The organism is Ruegeria sp. CDSB117, from assembly GCF_059611005.1.
Genome location: NZ_JBXWOS010000014.1, coordinates 1 through 15,776, shown reverse-complemented (window position 1 = coordinate 15,776; position 15,776 = coordinate 1). Strand labels below are relative to the sequence as shown.

Genomic DNA, 15,776 nt, shown 5'->3' with positions numbered 1-15,776 from the left:
ACGCATAGGAGGCCAATGTGACATTCACGCGATACGCGATCTATTTTGCGCCACCGGCTCAGGCCGAATGGACAAGCTTTGCGACCCAATGGTTGGGCTGGGACATGGAAGCCGGAACGGAAGTTGCGCATCCTGTCATTGACGGCGTGGACGTCGGAGCCGCGACCGATGTTCCGCGCAAATACGGTCTTCACGCGACGTTGAAGCCGCCGTTTCGCCTGAACAAGGGGCAATCTCTGATCGACTTGCAAGACGCCTGTGAACGGTTGGCCGGAACGCAACCGCCCGTCACGCTGGACGGGTTCGAGATCGCCCAGCTGGGTCGTTTTCTGGCCCTGCAGCCGGTAGGCAATACCGACGCGCTGAACGCGCTTGCAGCGGCTTGCGTCCGCGAGCCTGACAGCTTCCGCGCCCCCGCGCCCGCCGCGGAACTGGACCGCCGACGTGCCTCGGGCCTGACGCCGGAACAGGACGCCAACCTGCTGCGTTGGGGTTACCCTTACGTGATGGACACGTTCCGCTTTCACATCACCCTCAGCGGAAAACTGGACAAACCCACGCTGAAAACCGTGCAGGTCGCATTGGAGGACCATCTGGTCCCCCTGCTTCCCGCGCCGTTTCAGATTAAGGATTTGGCGCTTATGGGCGAAGCCGAAGATGGGAGGTTTCATCTGATCCATCGCTACGCCCTTTCCGGTTGAAGCCCGGCAAGGATCGCATTAATCGTGACTTCCAGCGGCCCGGAGTTATCAATTTCGATCACGCGGTTCAGCCCGTCGGGCAAGAGCATACCAGCCCGTCCCAAACGACGCGCCTGATCAGAGGTGCTTTCCCGCCCGCGTACAAAGAGGCGCTGCGCCAGCACCTCAGGGTCCGCTGTCAGCGAAATCACGATCAGGTCGCCAAAAACCGCCTGCGCGTTCAACAAAACCGAACGGGACAGATTGACCAACAGAGCATTCGCCGTTTGCCGTTGGTCTTCGATTTCAATCGGGATGCCATAGTGCAATCCATGCGCGCTCCAGTGCAACGCAAAGGCTCCGTCCAGAGCCATCTGCTCGAAGATTTCGACCGACACGCGATCAAAATCTTCGCCTTCTTCGCCCGCGGGGCGGGTAATCACCCGGCGAACCCGCAAGGTACCTGGCGACGCCGCCACCAACGCCTCCATGACGCTGTCTTTGCCGACACCTGACGGACCAACAACGGCTATGACCGGCGCAAGGCTCACGCGACCATCCCCGGGGTGAATTCAGACACGTTGATCTCGCGATCACAGACCCGGCTGCGCGCTTCGATATCGTGGAAAATGCCAACAATCGCCGCGCCGCGTTCTTTGGCCTCTTCGATCAAAGACAGCACCGTTTCGCGATTTTGCGTATCCAGTGAGGCAGTCGGTTCGTCCAACAGCATCGCAGGGTAATCATGCGCAAATCCACGTGCGATGTTCACCCGCTGCTGCTCACCGCCCGAAAAAGTGGTCGGGCTTAGGCTCCACAGTCTTTCGGGAATGTTCAACCGCCGCAACAAACCCGCCGCCTTGTCCAGCGCCGCTTGCTTGTCGCAGCCAACGGCCAACAGCGGCTCGGCCACCACCTCAAGCGTCGGAACTCTGGGGACCACGCGCAGGAACTGACTGACATAGCCGAGCGTCTCGCGCCGCAAAGCCAGAATTTCGCGCGGTTCGGCCTTGGCGACGTCCAGACCACCGACAAGGACCCGGCCTGATGCGGCCAGATAATTTCCATAGACCACCCGCATCAGTGTTGATTTCCCTGCGCCTGAAGCCCCGGTCAGGGCGACGCATTCACCTGCGGCGACATTCAGAGATGCACCCTGCATCACCGGAATTACGGCACTACCCTGATTGTGCAGGGTAAAGCTCTTGCTGACATTGATAAGCTCAATCATAGCACTTCATCTTTTTCCAAATACTCAAACCTGCAGAACGCTGGACACGAGCAACTGCGTGTAGGCATGTTGCGGATCGTCCAGAACCTGATCGGTCAACCCGGCCTCAACCACTTGACCGCTTTTCATCACCATCAGTCGATCCGCCAGCAGGCGTACGACGGCGAGGTCATGGGTGACGATGATCGCGCTCAACCCCATCTCACGCACCAACCCGCGCAGCAGATCCAGCAGACGCGCCTGAACTGAAACATCCAGCCCACCCGTTGGTTCATCCATGAACACGAGGCGCGGCCCCGTGACCAGATTGCGGGCAATCTGCAACCGCTGCTGCATCCCGCCAGAAAAGGCCGACGGACGGTCATCCACACGAGATTCCTCAATCTCAACCCGGCCCAGCCAGTCGATCGCACGGTCCCGGATGTCGCCATAGTGACGATCCCCCACCGCCATCAGACGCTCACCAATATTGCCGCCAGCACTGACCGACATCCGCAGGCCATCGCGCGCATGCTGATGTACAAAGGCCCAGTCCGTACGGCTCAGCATCCGACGTTCCGGTTCGGACATGGTGACCGTATCCACTGGACCATCAGCGCGTGTGTCAAAAATCACCTGCCCCGCATCTGGTTCCAGATGACCGGCCATGCAATTCAACAGCGTCGACTTGCCCGATCCGCTTTCACCGACGATCCCCATCACCTCACCGGGGAAGAGATCAAAACTCACATCCGAGCACCCGATCCGCGCGCCATAGCGCTTTTCGATGCCTTTGACCTGCAATAAGGGGGTCATGCCGCATTCTCCTCGGCCAATCGGCCCTTGTGGCCCGCTTCGCGGCGTGACCGGCAATAATCAGTGTCCGAGCAGACGAACATCCGGTTGCCTGCATCATCCATGATCACTTCGTCGAGATAGCTATCCTCTGCCCCACAAAGATCGCATGGGTGATCGGCTTTGGTGGCCTCAAACGGGTAATCCTCGAAATCCAGACTGACGACCTTGGTATGCGGCGGAACCGCGTAAATCCGCTGTTCACGTCCCGCACCAAACAGCTGGATCGCGTCCATCTCAAGCTTTGGGTTGTCGAATTTCGGGATCGGCGATGGATCCATCACATAGCGGTCCGACACTTTCACCGGATAGGCATATGCGGTCGAAATCGCCCCATGCTGGCTGATGTCCTCGTACAGCTTCACATGCATCAGCCCATATTCTTCAAGGCTGTGCATCTTGCGTGTCTCGGTCTCACGTGGTTCCAGAAAGCGCAGAGGTTCCGGGATCGGCACCTGATAAACGATGATCTGGTCCTTGCGCAACTTCGCCTCGGGGATGCGGTGGCGTGTCTGGATGACCGTGGCCTTTTCGGTTTCCTCGGTCGTTTTCACGCCTGCCGTATTCTCAAAAAACTTGCGGATCGACACAGCATTGGTGGTGTCATCGGCACCCTGATCGATCACTTTAAACGTGTCCTCGGGTGTCAATGTAGCGGCTGAAACCTGCACTCCACCGGTGCCCCAGCCATAGGGCATCGGCATTTCACGACTGGCAAAAGGGACCTGATAACCGGGCACAGCCAGACCTTTCAGAATGGCGCGCCGGATCATTCGCTTGGTTTGTTCGTCCAAATATGCGAAGTTATACTCATTCATTTTGATGTATCACTTTGTTTTTGGTGTTTTTGTGGACGTATTTCTGTTGGGCGCACTGTTATTGGCGCTATTGGTGTATCTTTTCTTTCACTCTCGTCATGCGAAGCGACGACGTCGTGCGCAAAGGCGGGATCCAAATGGCGAATGGAGTTCGGTTGGCGCGCGCACGGACCCGCCACCCGGTAGAAACCTGCGACGCCCGTAAAGCAGGTTTGGCAATTCGTCAGCCTGGTGCGCCCCAGTGGGGATGCAGACGCAGTCCAGCTCATAAGCGACCCCTTGCACACAGCTCGGCCTCCAACACTTGAGGAGAGGTAGAGTGGACGCTGCTTTTGCAAACGGACTGCGCGGCGTCTTCGAACGCCAGTTCGTCGGCCCATGCCAAGTGGGGGTGCCAGTCAAGCAGAACACTACCGATTTTGAACACGACGGCCTTCATTCTGCGGCCTCCTTTGGCGTGATTCGCTCTTCGGCCTCACGGCGCAGTTTGCGAACCAGCTCCAGTTCGGACTGAAAGTCGACGTAATGCGGCAGCTTGATATGTTCCAGGAATCCAGTCGCCTGAATGTTGTCCGCGTGGCTAAGGACGAATTCCTCATCCTGCGCGGGCGCACCCAGATTGTCTTCGCCCAACTCTTCCCAACGCAGGGCGCGATCCACCAAAGCCATCGCGATGGACTTCCGTTCAGACTGACCAAAGACCAGACCATAGCCACGGGTGAATTGCGGCGGTTCGGTCTTGGAACCCTTGAACTGGTTCACCGTCTCGCATTCGGTCAGCTCGATTTCGCCGATGTCGATGGCGAAACCCAGTTCCGGGATGTCCATTTCCACTGCGACCTTACCGATCCGCAATTCACCGACGAATGCGTGGTTACGGGCGTAACCGCGTTGCGTTGAATAGGCCATGCCCAGCACAAAACCCTCATCCCCGCGGGTCAGGGATTGCAGACGCAGGGGGCGGTTCGACGGAAACTCCATCGGTTCGCGGGTCAGATCACCCGGGGTGGTGTCACTCACGGGTTCATCCTGAATGATGTCCTCACCCTTCAGGAACTCAGTGATATGCGGCGTTGCCTCGGTGCGGGGTTGCGCCGTAGGCGCAGCCGGAACCTCACCTTCGGCGGCCAATTTGAAGTCCAGCAGGCGGTGCGTGTAATCAAAGGTTGGCCCCAGCACCTGCCCGCCCGGCGCATCCTTGAACGTGGCCGAAATCCGGCGATCACACGCCATCTCATCAGTCTTAACCGGGTTCGAATAGCCAAATCGCGGCAATGTCGTCCGGTAGGCTCGGATCAGAAAAATTGCCTCGATCAGATCGCCGCGCGATTGTTTGATGGCCAGGGCCGCCAAATCGGGGTCGTACAAGGACCCCTCGGCCATCACCCGATTGACCGCCAGACCCAGCTGTTCGCGGATTTGGACGATGCTCAGCTCGTCAATGTCGGTTGCGCCGCGCCGCTCTTCCGCCAACCAGGCATGTGCGTTTTCGATGGCCGTCTCGCCACCCTTGACTGCAACATACATTGCCTAGGCCTCCACACTGATTTGGGTACTGCGAGGCAGAGCCGCCACCCGGTCGCCGCAGGTAAAAAAGAAGTCACATCCAAGTGGGTACAAAGCCGCGTTGGCCTGCAATGCCGGGGCATCCGGCAAGGATAGCCGCGCAGTGTCTTTAATCCCCGGGCCGCTCAGTGTGACACCCGCCTGTTGCAGCGCGTCACATTCAACAATCAAGGTGGTCGAGCGATCCGGGTATTCTGCGGTACCGATACGAAATGATCCCAGTGGCCCAAGTTGGGTCCATATCCCAACAGCAAAATCCGCGTCAGCTGCCTGTGACAGGGGCGCTCCGGTGTGAAAGGTCAGCCATGCGCGCACCGCATCGGTGTTGAAGGCGCCAGCCAGATGGACCTTTGTCTCGGGGTCACACAACGTCAGCAAAAGCGTTCCTGCTGCGATCGACAAGGGTTTCGGCGGCTGCACGCCTTTCAATTCACGGATTTCGCCGGGCCGGGCCATCACGGTCATCGCGGCACGGAACGCATGTGCAGCCTGCACTGGTGCGTTCTGAAATCCACCGGAATACTGAAGCTGTGCCGTCATCAATCTTCTCCCCTTACCAATGTGAAGAACTCGACCTTTGTCGCGGCGGCTTTGGCAGCGCGGTCTGTTCTGGCGGCTTGCATCTGCTTTGTGAGCGGCGCAATCACCTGATCCTGGACCGCATCCGCAGCAGGGGTCTGCATCAGCGCATCAATCAAGGCGGCCGTTTCGGCCTTGGGCTTGGACCGGCCCTGCACGTATCCATGCCCAATCGTTCCGTCCTGCAACACCAGCGAACACCGTGTGACGGTCATTTCGCCAAGATTGAACCGGGCACCCGTGCCACCCGTGCGCCCGCGCACCATGACACCGCCTACTTCGGGGCTGCGCAGCCATTCAAAGTGCGGACGTGCCGCGTACTTGTCCCAAAGTGTTATCAGCGCGCTTTCTGGAGCTCGCGCCAGCAGGCTCATCCAATCCTGCCGGTCCGTATTCGAGATATTTGTTTGATCTGCCATCAAAGCCTCTTGGCCGGGTTGTCTATCTGAACTATACAACTAGACAAATATTACATCCCGCCACCACGTCTGGCAATCCGCAACCTTGTGAAGTTTTGGTGACATGAGAAAAACACCCGTCTGGAAAGGCATCGCGCTGAATCTGACATCGGACATTGCAGAGGGTCGGTACGACACCGGCGACCGTCTGCCGACCGAGGCACAACTGGCGGCAAAACACGGGGTCAACCGCCACACGGTACGGCGTGCACTGTCGGATCTGGCGGACCAAGGTCTGGTGCATGCCCGTCGCGGCGCCGGTGTCTTTGTGGCGGCACGTCCGACCGATTATGCCATCGGCAAGCGCGTCCGATACCACAAGAGCATCTCGGCCAGCGGTAAGATTCCTGGCAAAAAGATACTTACGCTCACAACGCGCGCCGCAGATGAAACAGAAGCGGAGGCATTGGAAATAGCGGTAGGCGATCAGGTGCACGTATATGATGGGCTGTCTCTGGCGGATGGGCAGCCGATCGGGCTGTTCCAAAGTGTCTTTCCCGCGGACCGCTTGCCCGGCATTCTTGAGGCGCTGTCCGAAACACAATCAGTAACGAAAGCTTTGCAGCACTGCGGTGTTAAGGACTATATCCGCGTCTCGACGCGCCTGACTGCGCGCGCGGCGACGGCAACACAGGCCCTGCACCTGCGACTGACCGAAGGTGCGCCTGTTCTGTATTCCGTCGGCATAAACGCAGATCCCAATGGTCTGCCGGTTGAATTCGGGCGAACCGTATTTGCCGGAGATCGGGTCACCCTGACCCTGAACGAGGACTAGGCCGCAGCGCCCTCCCGCCCGTCATCGACCTCCTGACGGTGGTCATATCCCGTTGGGCATAGCGCCGCGTAAAACGCGGCGCTATACCCAAGGCCGCCAGCCTATATCTGCAAAGCCGATGCAAGTGCGGGCGCGGGAGATTTCAGCTCTTGCCTATTCAAATCGGTTCGTATTTTTCCAGGAAAGCCTCGGCGCTCAATGTACGGAAATCCGGCAGGGCCGCGCGCAGACGGTCATTGTCCCAATCCCACCACGCCAAATCCATCATCCGCTCTGCCACGCCAACTGGATAACGGTTGCGGATCGGTTTGGCCGTCACACCGCCTACAATTGTGTAAGGCGCGACATCCTTGGTGACGACAGACCCCGAGGCAACCACCGCGCCGTGCCCGATGGTCACTTCAGGTTTGATAATTGCCGCATGCCCAATCCAAGTATCATGGCCGATCCGGGCGACGCGACTGGCGCGATGATTGAACCAATCCGCATCATCCTCGGCATCATCCCAGTAATCTGCCGAGCGATACAGGAAGTGATGCAATGATGCCTTTTCCATCGGATGATCCGTTGCGCCGATCCGAGTGAAACTGGCGATATTGGCGAACTTCCCGATCTCGGCATTGGCAATGTCACAGGTCCGGTCGCAATACGAATAGTCACCGAAGACTGAATTCACAACGCGGCTTGCCGCACCAATTTCGACAAATTCGCCGAAGGAACTGCCCGAGATTTGGCAATCAGAATGGATAAACGGTTGGTCGGAACGCAGTCGAGCCATGGTTTTGTGGTCCTTGGTTATGAGTCACGGCAAAAAGAACGACTTTGCCTTTGTGTCCCGTGCTTTGCGTATCTTGCTTGTCTCTCCCTGGATAAGCCGTCGGCGCAGCCAGCCCGAGAACCAGTCCATCAGCATCACCATCAGGATGATCAGAACGATGTAATAGGCGACCTCTTCCCAATCCTTCTGGGTGATGATCGCTTGCGTCAGCAACAGACCGATGCCACCGCCGGTGATCGCACCGATCACCGTGGCGCTGCGGGTGTTTGATTCAAGGAAGTAGAGCAACTGACTTAGCAGCACCGGCGTCACCTGTGGGATCACACCATAACGATAGCGTTGCGGTGCATTGGCCCCTGTGGACTGCACGCCCTCGATCTGTTTCTGGTCCACATTTTCCAGCGCTTCCGAGAAGATCTTGCCGAAGGTGCCGGTATCGGTCACCAGAATGGCCAGCGCTCCCGTCAGCGGGCCGGGTCCAAAAGCGCGGGCCAACACAACCGTCCAGATCAGCGCGTCCACACCGCGCACAAAGTCAAACTCACGGCGCGTCAGGAACCGAATGGATTTTAGCGGGTTGAAATTGCGCGTGGCGATAAACGCCAAAGGCAATGCGATCATACCCGCGCCTAACGTGCCGAGAAATGCCATCAGGATGGTTTCAAAAATGGCCCAGGCAACATCCTGATGCCGCCACATCTTGTTGGTCCAGAAATCGTTAAAGATCGCCCCGGCCTCGCCTTGCGCAGCCAGACCGGCCAATTCCGGGAAGGATCTACCATAATAAGGGCTATCAAGCGTGAACCAGAACAGCTCCCACCCATTGAAATAGCGGAAGACCTCGGACCGGTTGCGTGTCACGGTCAGACGCCCCGCATCCGTTGTAATCGCCATGCGGTTTTTTGAGACGTTGATCCAATCCGGCACCTCGCCTGCGGGCAGTTCAGCCTGAACACCGGCAGAGCGGGTCGGTGTCGCGCGGACGGTGCCATAGCCGGGGATGTCGTATTCCACAGCCTCGGGACCAAAGCGGACAATGTGGCCGTCTTCCAGATCAACGACCGTAGTTTCACCTAAACTCACCCAGCCCGGAGCCTCACCGTCGGGGTAGCGGCCCTTGCGTTCACCTTCGATGGCGGTGGAAACCTCACCGGTGCGATTGTCACGCGAAACATGCGTTTTGTAGCTGTAGCTGTCTGCAATCAGCGTTTTGCCGTTCTCCCAGTTCGCACGCTCGGCCATTCCAGACACGTCGAAAGCAAAGAACACGTAAATCAGATAGACAAAAACAAGCGCGGGCAGTCCAAAGTTCGTCAGCCGTTTGCGGTTGAACAGACGGTCAGCCTCTGCCTTCAACTCATCGACGGTCAGGTCCGTGGCAAAAGTGCTCATGCCTGTGCTCCTTTCTCGGAACCGTGGTTCAGGCGCGTGCGCAGCAGACCCGACATCTGATCGACAACAACAATCGTGACGAACAGCAGAAGGAAGATGGCGGCAGCTTCGTCATAACGCCCCTGCCCCCAGGACATCGCGTTGCGCAGCTCATATCCCAGCCCGCCCGCACCAACAAAACCCAGAATGGCCGAGGCGCGAATGTTTATTTCGAACCGCAGCAGCGCATAGCTGACATAGTTCGGCCCCACCTGCGGGATCACGCCCAGATAGATCCGCTGAGACCAGTTTGCGCCGACCGAATGAAGCCCCTCGACCGGTTTCAGTGAGGCATTTTCGTTCACTTCCGAGAACAGCTTGCCAAGCGCACCCGCCGTATGAATGGCAATAGCAATCATTGCGGGCACCGGACCACCGCCCAGCACAAAGATCAAAACCAATGCGATAACGATTTCAGGCACCGCGCGAAAGATATCGGCGATGCGACGAAACAGCGGGATAAGCGAGGGCCACAATGCCATGCCACGCGTGGACATCAGCGCCAGAAACGTCCCGGCGATGGCCCCTATCAGCGTCGATGCCGCAGCGATATTGAGTGTCTCGACCAGAGCCGGGAAAAACTTCACAAGGTTCTCCGGCATCGCGCCGATCTTTTCCCATGCTTCCGACAGAACCTCGGTCGGGTAGTCGAGGATACGGTGCCAGCCGTCGACAAAGCTGCCGGCATTGCGGTCGTCTGCAGTACGGAAACCCGCGGCCATCATCGCCACGAATACGATCAGAAGGATACCACCATAGACCCGCTTGCGTCGTGTCATCTCGGAATAGTCGGCCCGGATCTGGTCGATGCTGGGGGACCCTACGGTCAGGTCTGTCATGGAATGCTCCTGAGTGGAAAAACGGGGTCCGGTTGTGCGCCGGACCCCGATCATTGTGCTTACGAACTTAGTTGGACTTCAGCTTGCGCGCTTCGATGATGATTTCGTAGGCGTCGTGGGTGATCGGCATAAGGCCTTTGGATTCACCGCCCAGAACGTTGTACATGCAGTCCGGATCAATCGAATTCATCGAGGCCAGCATACCGGTCATCTTGATTTTAACATCTTCTGGTAGCTCGGTGCGCAGAACGAATGGGCCTTCGGGGATCGGAGCCGATTTCCAAATCTCGACCAGATCGTTCATGTCGACCAGACCGGCATCCACAGCGCGTCGCAGCGCACCAGACTGATAACCGTCTTCCCAGTCTCCCAGACCGTCGGCCCATGTCACGCCGCCGTCAACGTCACCGTTGTTTACGGCCACGATGGTCTGCTCATGACCGCCGGTGAATTTTACTTCACCAAAGTAATCACCCGAAGTCATGGTTGCGCCAGTGGCCTGCGGAATTTCGATCGACGGGATCAGGAAGCCCGAGGTTGAGTTGGGATCCCCGAAGCCGAAAGTCTTGTCCTTCATGTCTTCCAACGAGGCAATGCCGCTGTCCTTGCGGGCAAACCCGATCGAATAATAGCCGTAGCTGCCATCGGTGTTGACCTTGACCAGAACAGGCTCAACCGCTTCAGGATCGCTCAGGTAGGTTTTGGCGTAACCGGATGCACCCAGCCAAGCCATGTCGATGGTGCCGCCAAGCAGCCCCTGAATTACGCCGTTGTAATCGGCGGGCGCGAACAGCTTGGTCTCGACACCCAGCAGGTCCTCAGTCTGCTCGCGCAAGCATTCCTGCTTGCTCAGACGGTCCTGTGCGTTTTCTCCGCCCAGAATACCAATGCGGAACTCGGAAATCTCTTGCGCCATGGCTGGCGCGGCTATCGCAGTTGTGGCCACCAGGGCGGCAATCAGTTTTTTCATCTGTCTCTCTCCGGTTTGATGCGCCGGCCTTTCATCGGCCGGTCGATGAGAAGGGTGAATTGGGCTTAGATGGTCGCCTCGGCTTCCATCAGCGCTTTTTGGGTCGCGTCGAGTGTTTCGATCTGGGTCGAAGTTGCCTCTTCCGAGAAGCTGGCGTCGGCGCCATAAATTTCGCGGGCCACGCCAGTTGTCAGTTGCTCGGGCAACCCGTCGAAAACGATACGTCCATCGCGCATACCGACGACGCGGTCACAATAGCGGCGGGCGGTATCCAGCGTATGCAGGTTAGCGATGACGGTGCGGCCGTCCTCTTCGTGGATGCGGCGCAGCGCCTGCATCACCACCTGCGCGTTCATCGGGTCCAGCGAGGCGATGGGTTCGTCCGCCAGAATGATCTTAGGGTCCTGCATAAGCGCGCGCGCGATGGCGACGCGCTGTTGCTGACCGCCCGAAAGCGCCTCGGCGCGTTTGGGCGCGTGCGCGGCGATGCCGAGGCGGTCCAGAATATCAATTGCCCGGTGGATGTCTTCCATCGGGAACAGGTTGAACATAGTCGCCAGTGTCGAGTGGCGGTTCAACGTGCCATGCAGCACATTCGAAACAACATCCATACGCGGCACCAGGTTGAATTGCTGAAAGATCATCGCGCAATCAGCCTGCCATGCGCGCTTGTCACGGCCTTTCAGCTTGGTGACTTCACGGCCTTGAAACAGGATCTCGCCGTCGCTTGCATCCGTCAGACGGTTGATCATCCGCAACAACGTCGACTTGCCCGCGCCGGACCGCCCGATGATGCCAATCATGCAAGGCTTGTCTACGTCCAGCGTCGCGGCATCAACGGCCACGTTGTCGCTAAAGCGTTTAGTCAGTTTTTCTATCCGCAGCACGTGCCACCCCCAATTCGTGTTGGCGACCAGCTACAGGCGGGATTCAACGGCTTTGTGTCGGCACAGTGAAAGTTTTGTAAACGCCCCCGCGCACCGAGGGCCTACCCATTGGCACGCATCGCCGCTATACGCTGTGCCAACACGCTATCCATATGAGGCCATTCATGAGCTTTGACCGCAGCATCAAGATCGCTCCGTCGATCCTGTCCGCAGATTTCGCCAATTTCGGTGCCGAGATTCAGGCCATCGAAGCCCAAGGGGCGGATTGGGTCCATATCGACGTCATGGACGGACATTTCGTGCCCAACTTGACCTTTGGCCCGCCCGCCGTCAAAGCGTTCCGCCCCCATGTCAAAACGGTCATGGACGTGCATCTGATGATCACACCGGTTGATCCGTATATTCAAGCCTACGCAGATGCAGGGGCCGATATCCTGACTGCACATGTCGAAGCCGGGGCCCATACCCACCGTACTTTGCAGGCGATTCGCGCTGCTGGCATGAAGGCGGGCGTTGCGTTGAACCCTGGCACTCCGGCCGACGCGGTTGAACACTTGCTGGACCTGACCGATATGGTTTGCGTCATGACAGTGAACCCCGGCTTTGGTGGCCAGAAATTCATCGACATGACCAGTAAGATTCGCAGGCTGCGGTCGATGATCGGAGACCGTCCGATCCATATCGAGATTGACGGTGGCGTCGACCCCAAGACCGCCCCGTTGGTGGCCGCAGCTGGTGCGGATGTGCTGGTCGCAGGTTCCGCCGTATTCAAGGGCGGTTCGGTCGATAACCCGGACGTCTACGGCGCAAACATCAAAGCGGTGCGTAGCGCGGCGGAATCGGCGACGTCGTAAATATCACTGCATTCGAAGTGACGCGCTAGTTCGAACGTTGCGCGTCACTTGTCGTTTCCGGTTGGCGGTTCCCATACCGAGCGCGCATCTTGATCGCTTGCATGAACCGTCCCTCGGCCACCAAAGCGGCCAGAAAATCGCCCAAATAGTCCTGATGCAGACCGGCGGCAGTGGCAGAATCGAACATGCTTTCTGCTGCATCGAACCTGTCTTCGCCCAGCATCACCAGCGCATTCGTATACTGCTCAAACTTTCCATCGGGAAAGAGTCCAAGCGCCCGATCAATGGCATCTCGGGCTTCATCCGTATAACCCAGACCTAACGCAATATCCGCATGCAGGCGGTGATCAAAGCGATCGGCGCCCTCAAGCGCGACACTGCGTCGAATGTGGAAAAGAGCGGCTTCATAATCGAGGTCGTCCGCCAACAGGCTGGCCCGCCAATAAAGTAGATAGCTGCCCGGCCCCACCCGACTTTCCGCCAGCTCCAACACCTCATGCGCCTGTGATCTTTGGCCTAAGCCTGACAGCGCCTGCGCCTTTCGCACATAGCCGTCCGTGTCATCAGGATTGGCTTCAATCACCGCTTCAGCATCTGTCAATGCCTGCTTGGGCCGATCCAGCATCAGCAGGATAAGGGACCGGCGCGATAGTGCGGTCACAAAATCAGGCTTTAGTTCCAACGCCCGGCTTACATGGTCAAACGCGGCTTCCCAATCATTCTGCTCGGACAACAGAAAGGCGACGCCGTATTCCGCATATGGGTCATATGGATCCAGTTCGCTGGCGGTTCTGAACAAGCTCAGCGCTTCGTCCTGCCGGTGATGGTCCGCCAATTTCCAGGCCAGCTCCCGCATCGCCCAAGTGTATTCGGGGTTCAGGGCCAGAGCGGTTTGCATCATCTCTTCGAATTCGGCAAAATCCATCTCTCCGGCCCGGCGCGCGCTGGCGGCCAGACCAGCCATGTTGCTTGCATTGGGCTTGCGCGATACGGCTTGCCTAAACAACGCACTCGCAGCCGCGTAATCATCGCGATTGTAATGCACCCACGCCCGCCCCTGCAGCCCAAGCTCGGCATCGGGATTCAAGGCCAGAATTTCGGCAAACGCGTCATCGGCCTGATCCATATCATCGAGATCATAATAGGCCCATGCCAGCTTATCCAACATCTCAATACGCTGCCGATCAGACGCACCGACACCACCCAGCCCGTGTTGGCAGATTTCGATGATACGCTCTGGCGTGTCACTCTGATCCAGGCAGGCGGAAACATAGGTTTCCTGTGAATTCGTAAGCAAAGGCTTGGCCTGCCCTACGCCAGCGACTGCGATCATTGCTGTTAGGGAAAACCCGGTGAATTTAGTTAACGATTTTATCATGTTACCGAAAATCTGAATGTCTGCCGCCAGAATACTGACAATTGTGAAAAGAAAAAGGCCGCCCCGGTTGACGCGGCCAAATACTTCGCCTGTGTGCCGAAAGTAATCGCCTGCAGATTTTCAGAGAACATACGGAAGGGCTGCGGGGTTGGCGCTGGCAATTTTGTTTTCGGTATCAACGGCTTCTACAATCCACGCCGAGGCCACTCAGCGCCGGGATGGAAAAGCCTGTGCGCGTTTGAACGGAAGGTGGCAAAGACAAGCACTCGAGGCGGCACGAATGCGAGATAGGTCCACGCGCTTTCTGATCACGTTTTTTTCTGCGTATTAAATTTCTCTGAAACGCACTCAAACGGTTTCCGTTTGCCATACAGGGTGGATTGTGACCATGAACGACCGTATCCGACACTAAAAAACGAGAATACCCCCATGATTGAACGCATCGACACCGGCGAACGGTCCTCAAAAATTGTGAAACACAACGGAGTGGCCTACCTGACCGGGCAAGTCGCCGAGGGCGAGACTATTCAGGAACAAGTCCGGATTTGCCTCGAGAAGATTGACGCCCTTCTCGAACAGGCTGGCTCATCGCGCGAAAAGATGCTGCGCGTGACGATCTGGCTGGCGGACATGAAAGATTTTGCCGGATTGAACGAGGTCTGGAATGCCTGGGTTCCAAAGGGCCACGCCCCCGCGCGGGCTTGCGGCGAGGCCAAATTGGCCCGCGCCGAGCTGAAGGTGGAATTCATCGTCGACGCAGCCTACGACTAATTCCTTTCCGCGCAAGGCGTGCTGACCATAGCAGGAATGCAAAAAAAAGGGCGTCCCGAGGGACGCCCTTTTCGTTTGATATCTCGAGAGCGATTACTCGACGATTTTCGACACGACGCCGGCGCCGACGGTGCGGCCGCCTTCGCGGATGGCGAAACGCAGGCCGTTTTCCATCGCGATCGGTGCGATCAGTTCAACTTCGAACGACACGTTGTCGCCGGGCATAACCATCTCGGTGCCAGCTGCCAGGGTCACGGTGCCGGTCACGTCAGTTGTACGGAAGTAGAACTGAGGACGGTAGTTCGCGAAGAACGGAGTGTGACGACCGCCTTCTTCCTTGGTCAGGATATAGGCTTCGGCTTCGAACTTGGTGTGCGGTGTAACCGAACCTGGCTTACACAGAACCTGACCACGCTCAACACCTTCACGGTCGATACCGCGCAGCAGGGCGCCGATGTTGTCGCCCGCTTCACCGCGATCCAGCAGCTTGCGGAACATTTCAACACCAGTACAGGTGGTTTTCTGAGTGTCGCGGATGCCGACGATTTCGATCTCGTCGCCAACGTTGATCACGCCACGCTCGACACGGCCGGTCACAACGGTACCACGACCCGAGATCGAGAACACGTCTTCGACCGGCATCAGGAACGGCTGGTCAACAGCGCGCTCAGGTGTCGGGATGTACTCGTCCACGGCAGCCATCAGCTTGCGGATCGATTCTTCGCCGATTTCCGGCTTGTTGCCTTCCATCGCGGCCAGAGCCGAACCTGCGATGACTGGAATGTCGTCGCCGGGGTAGTCATACGAAGACAGCAGCTCGCGGATTTCCATTTCCACCAGTTCCAGCAGTTCTTCGTCGTCAACCTGATCCACTTTGTTCATGAACACGACCATGGTCGGGATGCCAACCTGGCGGCCCAGCAGGAT

The 15,776-nt window shown here is 57.9% G+C and carries 18 protein-coding genes; 4 read left to right on the top strand and 14 right to left on the bottom strand.

Annotated elements, in window-relative coordinates:
- Window positions 1–17 precede the first annotated feature (17 nt).
- Window positions 18–701: a DUF1045 domain-containing protein gene (locus AC2FJC_RS15105; protein WP_496740118.1), complete on the top strand. Its 684-nt coding sequence runs from the start codon at window positions 18–20 to the stop codon at window positions 699–701.
- Here the strand turns inward: AC2FJC_RS15105 and phnN are convergent.
- The 7 genes from phnN to phnG form a co-directional block, all read right to left on the bottom strand.
- Entirely contained in the window at window positions 683–1,231 is a 549-nt protein-coding gene (gene phnN / locus AC2FJC_RS15100) for a phosphonate metabolism protein/1,5-bisphosphokinase (PRPP-forming) PhnN (protein ID WP_496740117.1), read from the bottom strand. The genes AC2FJC_RS15105 and phnN overlap by 19 nt on opposite strands.
- A complete protein-coding gene (gene phnL, locus AC2FJC_RS15095; protein ID WP_496740116.1) occupies window positions 1,228–1,911 on the bottom strand; it encodes a phosphonate C-P lyase system protein PhnL in 684 nt (227 codons plus the stop codon). The genes phnN and phnL overlap by 4 nt, the downstream gene beginning before the upstream one ends.
- Before the next feature lie 24 nt (window positions 1,912–1,935).
- Window positions 1,936–2,706 carry a phosphonate C-P lyase system protein PhnK gene (gene phnK / locus AC2FJC_RS15090; protein WP_496706870.1) on the bottom strand — a complete coding sequence of 257 codons (771 nt, stop codon included), beginning with the start codon at window positions 2,704–2,706 and terminating at the stop codon, window positions 1,936–1,938.
- Window positions 2,703–3,563 carry an alpha-D-ribose 1-methylphosphonate 5-phosphate C-P-lyase PhnJ gene (locus AC2FJC_RS15085; protein WP_496740115.1) on the bottom strand — a complete coding sequence of 287 codons (861 nt, stop codon included), beginning with the start codon at window positions 3,561–3,563 and terminating at the stop codon, window positions 2,703–2,705. Before AC2FJC_RS15085 ends, phnK begins: the two co-directional genes overlap by 4 nt.
- Window positions 3,564–3,998: 435 nt before the next feature.
- Window positions 3,999–5,090 (bottom strand): carbon-phosphorus lyase complex subunit, encoded by a 1,092-nt coding sequence (locus tag AC2FJC_RS15080; protein WP_496740114.1) that lies wholly within the window; start codon window positions 5,088–5,090, stop codon window positions 3,999–4,001.
- 3 nt (window positions 5,091–5,093) lie between these two features.
- Window positions 5,094–5,669, bottom strand: coding sequence for a phosphonate C-P lyase system protein PhnH (gene phnH, locus AC2FJC_RS15075; protein ID WP_496740113.1), 576 nt, complete (start codon window positions 5,667–5,669; stop codon window positions 5,094–5,096).
- Entirely contained in the window at window positions 5,669–6,127 is a 459-nt protein-coding gene (phnG, locus tag AC2FJC_RS15070; protein ID WP_496740112.1) for a phosphonate C-P lyase system protein PhnG, read from the bottom strand. Before phnG ends, phnH begins: the two co-directional genes overlap by 1 nt.
- A 103-nt stretch (window positions 6,128–6,230) precedes the next feature.
- Here phnG and phnF point away from each other — a divergent pair, with 103 nt between their 5' ends.
- Window positions 6,231–6,941 carry a phosphonate metabolism transcriptional regulator PhnF gene (gene phnF, locus AC2FJC_RS15065; protein ID WP_496740111.1) on the top strand — a complete coding sequence of 237 codons (711 nt, stop codon included), beginning with the start codon at window positions 6,231–6,233 and terminating at the stop codon, window positions 6,939–6,941.
- Window positions 6,942–7,098: 157 nt separating this feature from the next.
- Here the strand turns inward: phnF and AC2FJC_RS15060 are convergent, their stop codons facing one another.
- The 5 genes from AC2FJC_RS15060 to phnC form a co-directional block, all read right to left on the bottom strand.
- The gene (locus tag AC2FJC_RS15060; protein WP_496740110.1) at window positions 7,099–7,719 is read right to left on the bottom strand and encodes an LbetaH domain-containing protein; all 621 of its coding nucleotides are present in this window, start codon (window positions 7,717–7,719) and stop codon (window positions 7,099–7,101) included.
- A 24-nt stretch (window positions 7,720–7,743) separates the two neighbouring features.
- Window positions 7,744–9,111, bottom strand: coding sequence for a phosphonate ABC transporter, permease protein PhnE (phnE, locus tag AC2FJC_RS15055; protein ID WP_496740109.1), 1,368 nt, complete (start codon window positions 9,109–9,111; stop codon window positions 7,744–7,746).
- A complete protein-coding gene (gene phnE / locus AC2FJC_RS15050; protein WP_496740108.1) occupies window positions 9,108–9,989 on the bottom strand; it encodes a phosphonate ABC transporter, permease protein PhnE in 882 nt (293 codons plus the stop codon). The genes phnE (AC2FJC_RS15055) and phnE (AC2FJC_RS15050) overlap by 4 nt, the downstream gene beginning before the upstream one ends.
- A 67-nt stretch (window positions 9,990–10,056) precedes the next feature.
- Window positions 10,057–10,959, bottom strand: coding sequence for a phosphonate ABC transporter substrate-binding protein (phnD, locus tag AC2FJC_RS15045; protein WP_282170697.1), 903 nt, complete (start codon window positions 10,957–10,959; stop codon window positions 10,057–10,059).
- A gap of 65 nt (window positions 10,960–11,024) precedes the next feature.
- Window positions 11,025–11,846, bottom strand: a complete 822-nt coding sequence (gene phnC / locus AC2FJC_RS15040) for a phosphonate ABC transporter ATP-binding protein (RefSeq protein ID WP_496740107.1) — start codon at window positions 11,844–11,846, stop codon at window positions 11,025–11,027.
- A 164-nt stretch (window positions 11,847–12,010) separates the two neighbouring features.
- Here phnC and rpe point away from each other — a divergent pair, with 164 nt between their 5' ends.
- Window positions 12,011–12,700, top strand: coding sequence for a ribulose-phosphate 3-epimerase (gene rpe, locus AC2FJC_RS15035; RefSeq protein ID WP_496740106.1), 690 nt, complete (start codon window positions 12,011–12,013; stop codon window positions 12,698–12,700).
- 25 nt (window positions 12,701–12,725) lie between these two features.
- Here rpe and AC2FJC_RS15030 read toward each other — a convergent pair whose 3' ends face one another.
- Window positions 12,726–14,078 carry a tetratricopeptide repeat protein gene (locus AC2FJC_RS15030; RefSeq protein ID WP_496740105.1) on the bottom strand — a complete coding sequence of 451 codons (1,353 nt, stop codon included), beginning with the start codon at window positions 14,076–14,078 and terminating at the stop codon, window positions 12,726–12,728.
- A 429-nt stretch (window positions 14,079–14,507) separates the two neighbouring features.
- On the opposite strand from AC2FJC_RS15030, the gene AC2FJC_RS15025 reads away from it, so the two are divergent.
- Window positions 14,508–14,849 (top strand): RidA family protein, encoded by a 342-nt coding sequence (locus AC2FJC_RS15025; RefSeq protein ID WP_282120772.1) that lies wholly within the window; start codon window positions 14,508–14,510, stop codon window positions 14,847–14,849.
- A 93-nt stretch (window positions 14,850–14,942) separates the two neighbouring features.
- Here AC2FJC_RS15025 and AC2FJC_RS15020 read toward each other — a convergent pair.
- Window positions 14,943–15,776: elongation factor Tu (locus tag AC2FJC_RS15020; protein ID WP_496740104.1), on the bottom strand; the 834-nt coding region annotated here is incomplete at its 5' end.

Coding starts and splice junctions, on each gene's coding strand:
- phnL (WP_496740116.1), bottom strand. CDS start 1,911: ATGATTGAGCTTATCAATGTCAGCAAGAGCTTTACCCTGCACAATCAG.
- phnK (WP_496706870.1), bottom strand. CDS start 2,706: ATGACCCCCTTATTGCAGGTCAAAGGCATCGAAAAGCGCTATGGCGCG.
- AC2FJC_RS15085 (WP_496740115.1), bottom strand. CDS start 3,563: ATGAATGAGTATAACTTCGCATATTTGGACGAACAAACCAAGCGAATG.
- AC2FJC_RS15080 (WP_496740114.1), bottom strand. CDS start 5,090: ATGTATGTTGCAGTCAAGGGTGGCGAGACGGCCATCGAAAACGCACAT.
- phnH (WP_496740113.1), bottom strand. CDS start 5,669: ATGACGGCACAGCTTCAGTATTCCGGTGGATTTCAGAACGCACCAGTG.
- phnG (WP_496740112.1), bottom strand. CDS start 6,127: ATGGCAGATCAAACAAATATCTCGAATACGGACCGGCAGGATTGGATG.
- phnF (WP_496740111.1), top strand. CDS start 6,231: ATGAGAAAAACACCCGTCTGGAAAGGCATCGCGCTGAATCTGACATCG.
- AC2FJC_RS15060 (WP_496740110.1), bottom strand. CDS start 7,719: ATGGCTCGACTGCGTTCCGACCAACCGTTTATCCATTCTGATTGCCAA.
- phnE (WP_496740109.1), bottom strand. CDS start 9,111: ATGAGCACTTTTGCCACGGACCTGACCGTCGATGAGTTGAAGGCAGAG.
- phnE (WP_496740108.1), bottom strand. CDS start 9,989: ATGACAGACCTGACCGTAGGGTCCCCCAGCATCGACCAGATCCGGGCC.
- phnD (WP_282170697.1), bottom strand. CDS start 10,959: ATGAAAAAACTGATTGCCGCCCTGGTGGCCACAACTGCGATAGCCGCG.
- rpe (WP_496740106.1), top strand. CDS start 12,011: ATGAGCTTTGACCGCAGCATCAAGATCGCTCCGTCGATCCTGTCCGCA.
- AC2FJC_RS15030 (WP_496740105.1), bottom strand. CDS start 14,078: ATGATAAAATCGTTAACTAAATTCACCGGGTTTTCCCTAACAGCAATG.
- AC2FJC_RS15025 (WP_282120772.1), top strand. CDS start 14,508: ATGATTGAACGCATCGACACCGGCGAACGGTCCTCAAAAATTGTGAAA.